We start from the raw sequence: 5,434 nt of genomic DNA, 5'->3' as shown, positions 1-5,434 counted from the left end.
GCCACCAAGGGCGCCGTCCGGCTGCTGAGTAAATCCGATGCGGCGGCTTACGGAAGCCACGGCATCCGGGTCAATTCCATCCACCCCGGGTCCATGAACACCCGCATGAGCCGCCGCTCCGCCGAGCAGTCCGACATCGGCCCGGAGGCCTATTACAAGCAGCTCGTCGGCTCAAACCCGCTTCCCCGCCAGGGCGAGCCCGATGAGATAGCTTACGGCGTCCTGTACCTGGCCTCCGATGAATCCCGTTTCACCACCGGCTCGGAGCTCGTGATCGACGGCGGCTACACCGCCGTCTGAAGTCTTCGCCGAACCCCGTTCCACGGGGAGACTGCCCGCCAGCCGCACCTTTACTGCCATGTTTCCTGAAAGGCCACACCATGAAATTCGTCAATGGAACCGCGTCGGACCGCTACGACGTCGTCGTCGTCGGCTCCGGCGCCGGTGCCCTCACAGCGGCGGCCACCGCAGCCCGTGCCGGCAAGTCCGTCGTCGTCCTAGAGAAAAGTGCCCTGCTGGGCGGTACCTCGGCCGTCTCCGGTGGCATGCTCTGGGTCGCCGACAACCACCACGCGCGTAAAGCCGGCTTCACCGATTCGAAGGAAGCGGCTGCCGCGTACGTCCGGGCCGTGGCCCGCGGACGCGGACGCGAGGAGCTCCTGGACGCCGCCCTGGATTAYGGGGACCAGATGCTCCGCTTCGTGGAAGCGGAATGTGGCCTGCGCTTCATCTGCCTGGACAACTTCCCCGACTACCGCCAGGACCTGCCCGGCGCTGTGGAGGGCGGCCGCACGGTCGAGCCCGAGCCATTCAACTCCAAGGTGGCGCTCGGCGCCCTCACCGCGCACGTCCGCACCGATGGCCGCGCGCCGTTCACCATGCAGGAATACGAAAACTGGGGCGCCTTCACCAAATTCCCCTGGGACGACCTCAACCAGCGCCAGGCTGATGGGCTCGTCGCAAAGGGCCAGGCCCTCGTGTCCATGCTCCTGGCGAGCCTGGTCCGCGACGGCGCAGCCCTCGTCATCGGCGCCCGCGGGCACCGGCTGCGCACCGACGGCAACCGGGTGACGGGCATCGAACTCGAATCCGGCGATGTCTTCCAGGCGAACGACGGCGTGGTGCTGGCCACCGGCGGCTTCGAATGGGACAAAGAACTGGCCGACTCTATGCTGGCGTCGCGGCTGTACACCATGTGCTCGCCGCCCTCGAACACCGGTGACGGGCTGCGGATGTCCCAGCGAATAGGGGGCCAGACCCGCGGCACCCGTGAAGCCTGGTGGGCCCCGATGTCCATCACCGGAGACGTGCGCGACGGGCAGCCCGTGGGCACCCTCCTCCGCTTCGAGCGCCAAGGCCCGGGATCCCTCATGGTGAACCGGCACGGCCGTCGCTTCGCCAACGAATCCCAGAACTATAACGACCTCGCCCGCTCCCTGCACTCCTGGGACTCCGCCGGGAACGAGACCCTGAATACCCCGGCCCACGTGATCATCGACCACGCCTATCTGGAGCGCTACGGCATCCTGGCTCACCGCGCCGGTCARCCCACACCCGGCTATCTCATCGAGGCGGCGACCCTTGAAGAGCTCGCCGCGAAGATCAACGTTCCCGCGGAAAACCTCACCATGTCGGTGTCCAGGTTCAACGAGTTCGCCGTCAGGGGTGTGGATCCGGACTTTGGTCGCGGCGAAAGCGCGTACGACAAGTACTGGGGCGACGACGAAAACCCGTACCCGAACCCATCCCTGGCGCCGTTGCTGGCCGGGCCGTTCTACGCCATGGAGGTGGTTAACGGCGCGTTCGGAACCAACGGCGGAATCGCCACCGACGGGCGCGCCCGCGTCCTGGACGTGGACAACCAGCCAATCGAGGGCCTTTACGCCGCCGGCAACGCGACGGAAAACGCTTATGCCGCCGGGTACCCCGGCGCCGGAGCAACGCTTGGCCCGATCATGACCATGGGCTACCTCGCCGGGCGCACCATCGCCGGGCACGATCCAGCCTATGTGACCGGAGCCGCTCATGGGCCAGCCGCCGAACTGGCCGGAGCCCGGTCATGATCCGCCACACTGTCCTGTTCAAGTTCAAACCCGATTTCCCGCCCGCCGACAAGCAGACCTGGATCGATGGACTCGACAGAATGACCGGCAACATCCCCGGCATGCTCAACCTGACCCATGGCCCGGATGTGCTCAATGCCGAGCGTTCCTTCGACTACGCCATCGTGGCGGACTTCGAAAGCGTAGAGGACATCGCGGTGTACAACACGCACCCGCTGCACGAACCGCTCAAGGCATATTCATTCCCCAACAGCCAGCAGATCCTCTCGGTGGACTTCCACCTCCAGGCTCCCGCGCCGGCTTCCACTCAGACAACGACGTCTTAGGAGATACACATGGACACTGCAACCGCCACGAGCCTGGCCCCGGGCAAGACTCCGGGGAAGGCCGCACTGGCCTCCTTTCTGGGGAGCACGCTGGAATACTACGACTTCTTCATCTACGGGACCGCGGCCGCCCTGGTCTTCCCGCACCTGTTCTTTCCGTCCGACGACCCGGCCATCGGCCTCATCGCAGCCCTGGCAACATTTGGCGTCGCCTACGTGGCGCGGCCGGTCGGCGGGCTGGTCATGGGCCACTTCGGCGACAAACTGGGCCGCAAGAAGATCCTTCTGCTCACCCTGGGCATCATGGGCTTGGCCTCACTCGGCATCGGGTGCCTGCCCACCTACGAGCAGGTTGGCGTGTGGGCCCCGATCCTGCTTGTTGCCGGACGGCTAGCCCAGGGCTTCTCCGCGGGAGCCGAATCTGCCGGCGCCTCCACTCTCACCCTGGAGCATTCACCGGAAGGAAAGCGCGGCTTCTTCACCAGTTTCGTGATGACCGGCTACGCCTCCGGGATGGTCCTGGCCACGCTTGTCTTCATTCCGGTCACCGCTATGCCGCAGGACGCCATGATGAGTTGGGGTTGGCGCATCCCGTTCTGGCTCTCCATCCTGGTTCTCGCGATCGCCTACTGGGTTCGAACCCGCCTGGACGAAACTCCGGTATTCGAAGAGGCCCAGGAGCACCAGCAGGTTGCCCCGATGCCGGTCAAGGAAGTCCTCAAATTCCAGGCACCGGATGTGTTGCGCGTGGTGGGCATGTCCATCATGTCCGTGATGCAGACCGTCTTCACCGTCTTCGGCCTGGCCTACGCCACCTCCACGGCAGGCTTCGACCGGGCGTCCATCCTGACTGTCAATGCCGTCGCGATCGGCCTGTCCATGTTCGCCATGCCGCTCGCCGCGAAGCTGTCGGACCGGATCGGTCGGCGTCCGCTGCTGCTGACCGCCGCGATCGGCTGCTCCATCACGATCTTCTTGTACTTCGTGGCCCTGTCCTCGGGGAACATCTTCCTCGTGTTCCTGGCCGCGTTCCTGAACATGACGGTGCTGTACTCCGGCTTCAACGGCATCTGGCCCTCGTTCTTCGCCGAGCAGTTCGCCGCTCCCGTGCGCTACACCGGCATGGCGATGGGTAATCAACTCGGTTTGGTCCTGGCCGGTTTCGCCCCGATGATTGCCGGCATGTTGCTGGCGCCCGGTGTTACTGGCTGGGTACCCGTGGCCGTCTTCGCGACAGTCTGCATGCTCATCGCCGCGGTATGCGTGTTCTATTCCCGAGAAACAGCCAAGACCCCCATCCACGAACTAGGCGCCCCGTACCTCGCGGGAACGGCCCTACGCCGCGAACAGCACGCCGAGGAACAGCTCGCAAGCCCCTTCCACTAGCCTGGATCGACCAGCGCAGCGATGCGTTTGCCATCACTACATTTCCGATGCTGGGTGGGCCACAAGGGAACTGCACTTCCAAAAGCCGGACTCCCAATTCGAGTCTGACCTTGGGGGTGCAGTTCCCTTTTCATGGCATATCTTTTTGGGCTCTGGATTCCTAATGATGCCCACACATGTCCGGCGGCAGACACGTACCGCCGGCGTGCCCCTTGAACTGCCGAAACAGCCAGCAGGACGCACCCGGTCATGCACTTACCTGGCAACGTCGACTTGAACAGTCGTGACACACCACGAATTTAGGCCAGTGAGCCACTGCCCCGAACCCCTCCTGCACGCCGCCGATGGCATCGGCCGCCGGCTTGCGGAAATGGACGGCATCGACTTCCCCAGCCTGGACGACCCACCTGACGATTAACCGGCTAACGCATCGACGCGACCAAGATCGGAGATTTGCTTCGGGACCGCAACTGTTTTTCGCCGAGGCCGCGGCGTCTCTCGAAAATTTCTCACAGATCTCGAAGCAGGCCACGAACGCGGCGAACTCGGCAAGACCCTGGCCATCGTGGCAGCCCTCGGCTCAAAGAACCAGTTGTAGGCCGGTGCCCGGCCGGCATCGCCAACTACCCAGCACACCGGCTTGGCCAGCCCCCGTCACCCTGGACCGAACTCAACATCACGCAAATGCACGCCCCCTTCCGGAAACTCGGCCGGCGCCTGCAGGTCCGCTGCGCATAAGCCGAGGTCAACCTCGTCGGTGGCGAGGCCATGTGCAGGCAGCGGTGTCGATTAGGGCGACACGGTCTGCCGCTCAAGGGCAAACCGCGCATATTCTTTCAGCAGCTCGGGATCATCTACCGACCCGAGATCCGATACAGACTGTAGGCGCGCCCCCTGCAGAAGCCGCTTGATGGGAACCTCCAGCTTCTTTCCGGTACGGGTATGCGGGATCCCGGGCATGACGACAATCTCGTCCGGCAGGTATCGGACGGAGAGGTTCTCACGGATGGATCTGATGATCGCCTCTTCGGCCACGTCCGGTCTGGCACCCTCGGCCAGTCGGACGAACAGGGGCATGTAATATTCCGTACCCAGTTCCGCGCCGACGACCAGGGCCTCCATCACCTCGGGCAGTGCTTCAACCACGGCATAGATATCCGCCGAACCGAGCCGCAGTCCATTGCGGTTGAGGGTCGAGTCGGAACGACCATGGATGAGGATCCCCCGGTGCGTAAATTCGATGTAGTCACCGTGCCGCCAGACCCCCGGGTACGTGGCGAAATAACTCTCGTGGTACCGGCTGCCGTCGTCGCCCCAGAAGCACAACGGCATCGACGGCATCGGCTTGGTCACCACCAGTTCGCCCTTGCCCCGCGTGGGATTGCCGGCTTCGTCCCACGACTCCACGCGCACCCCGAGGGCCGGAGCCTGGATGTAGCCAACATGTACCGGCAATGTGGGTGATCCGCCCACAAAGATAGAGGCGATGTCGGTGCCGCCACTCATCGAGCTCAACCAGATGTCACCTACATTGCCGTAGACCCAGCGATAACCGTCGGCCGAGAGCGGCGAACCGGTGACCTGAAGGGATTTCAGGACATCCAGGTCATGGTCGCGCATCGGCACTAGATCGGTCTTCGCGCAGGAATGCACAAATCC

5 protein-coding genes are annotated in these 5,434 nt (G+C 64.2%); 4 read left to right on the top strand and 1 reads right to left on the bottom strand.

Annotated elements, in window-relative coordinates:
- The 4 genes from AB4Y86_RS11090 to AB4Y86_RS11075 all read left to right on the top strand — a co-directional run.
- On the top strand, positions 1 to 300 hold a 300-nt coding region (locus AB4Y86_RS11090; protein WP_441402288.1), incomplete at its 5' end, for an SDR family oxidoreductase.
- A gap of 80 nt (positions 301 to 380) precedes the next feature.
- Positions 381 to 2,063 carry an FAD-dependent oxidoreductase gene (locus AB4Y86_RS11085; RefSeq protein ID WP_441402287.1) on the top strand — a complete coding sequence of 561 codons (1,683 nt, stop codon included), beginning with the start codon at positions 381 to 383 and terminating at the stop codon, positions 2,061 to 2,063.
- Positions 2,060 to 2,389 carry a Dabb family protein gene (locus AB4Y86_RS11080; RefSeq protein WP_441402286.1) on the top strand — a complete coding sequence of 110 codons (330 nt, stop codon included), beginning with the start codon at positions 2,060 to 2,062 and terminating at the stop codon, positions 2,387 to 2,389. The genes AB4Y86_RS11085 and AB4Y86_RS11080 overlap by 4 nt, the downstream gene beginning before the upstream one ends.
- A 9-nt stretch (positions 2,390 to 2,398) precedes the next feature.
- The gene (locus AB4Y86_RS11075) at positions 2,399 to 3,775 is read left to right on the top strand and encodes an MFS transporter (RefSeq protein WP_441402285.1); all 1,377 of its coding nucleotides are present in this window, start codon (positions 2,399 to 2,401) and stop codon (positions 3,773 to 3,775) included.
- 789 nt (positions 3,776 to 4,564) lie between these two features.
- Here the strand turns inward: AB4Y86_RS11075 and AB4Y86_RS11070 are convergent.
- A partial coding sequence (locus AB4Y86_RS11070; protein WP_441402284.1) for an AMP-binding enzyme occupies positions 4,565 to 5,434 on the bottom strand: 870 nt, incomplete at its 5' end.

The sequence above is a fragment of the Arthrobacter sp. 2YAF22_2 genome (assembly GCF_052114645.1).
In the GTDB taxonomy this organism is placed as follows: Bacteria; Actinomycetota; Actinomycetes; order Actinomycetales; family Micrococcaceae; genus Arthrobacter.
Note: the sequence above shows the minus strand (reverse complement) of the source record. Positions and strands in the feature narration are given on the sequence as shown.

What these genes read in the sequence shown, in the direction of transcription:
- AB4Y86_RS11075 (WP_441402285.1), top strand. Translation starts at nt 2,399, where the DNA reads ATGGACACTGCAACCGCCACGAGCCTGGCCCCGGGCAAGACTCCGGGG.
- AB4Y86_RS11080 (WP_441402286.1), top strand. Translation starts at nt 2,060, where the DNA reads ATGATCCGCCACACTGTCCTGTTCAAGTTCAAACCCGATTTCCCGCCC.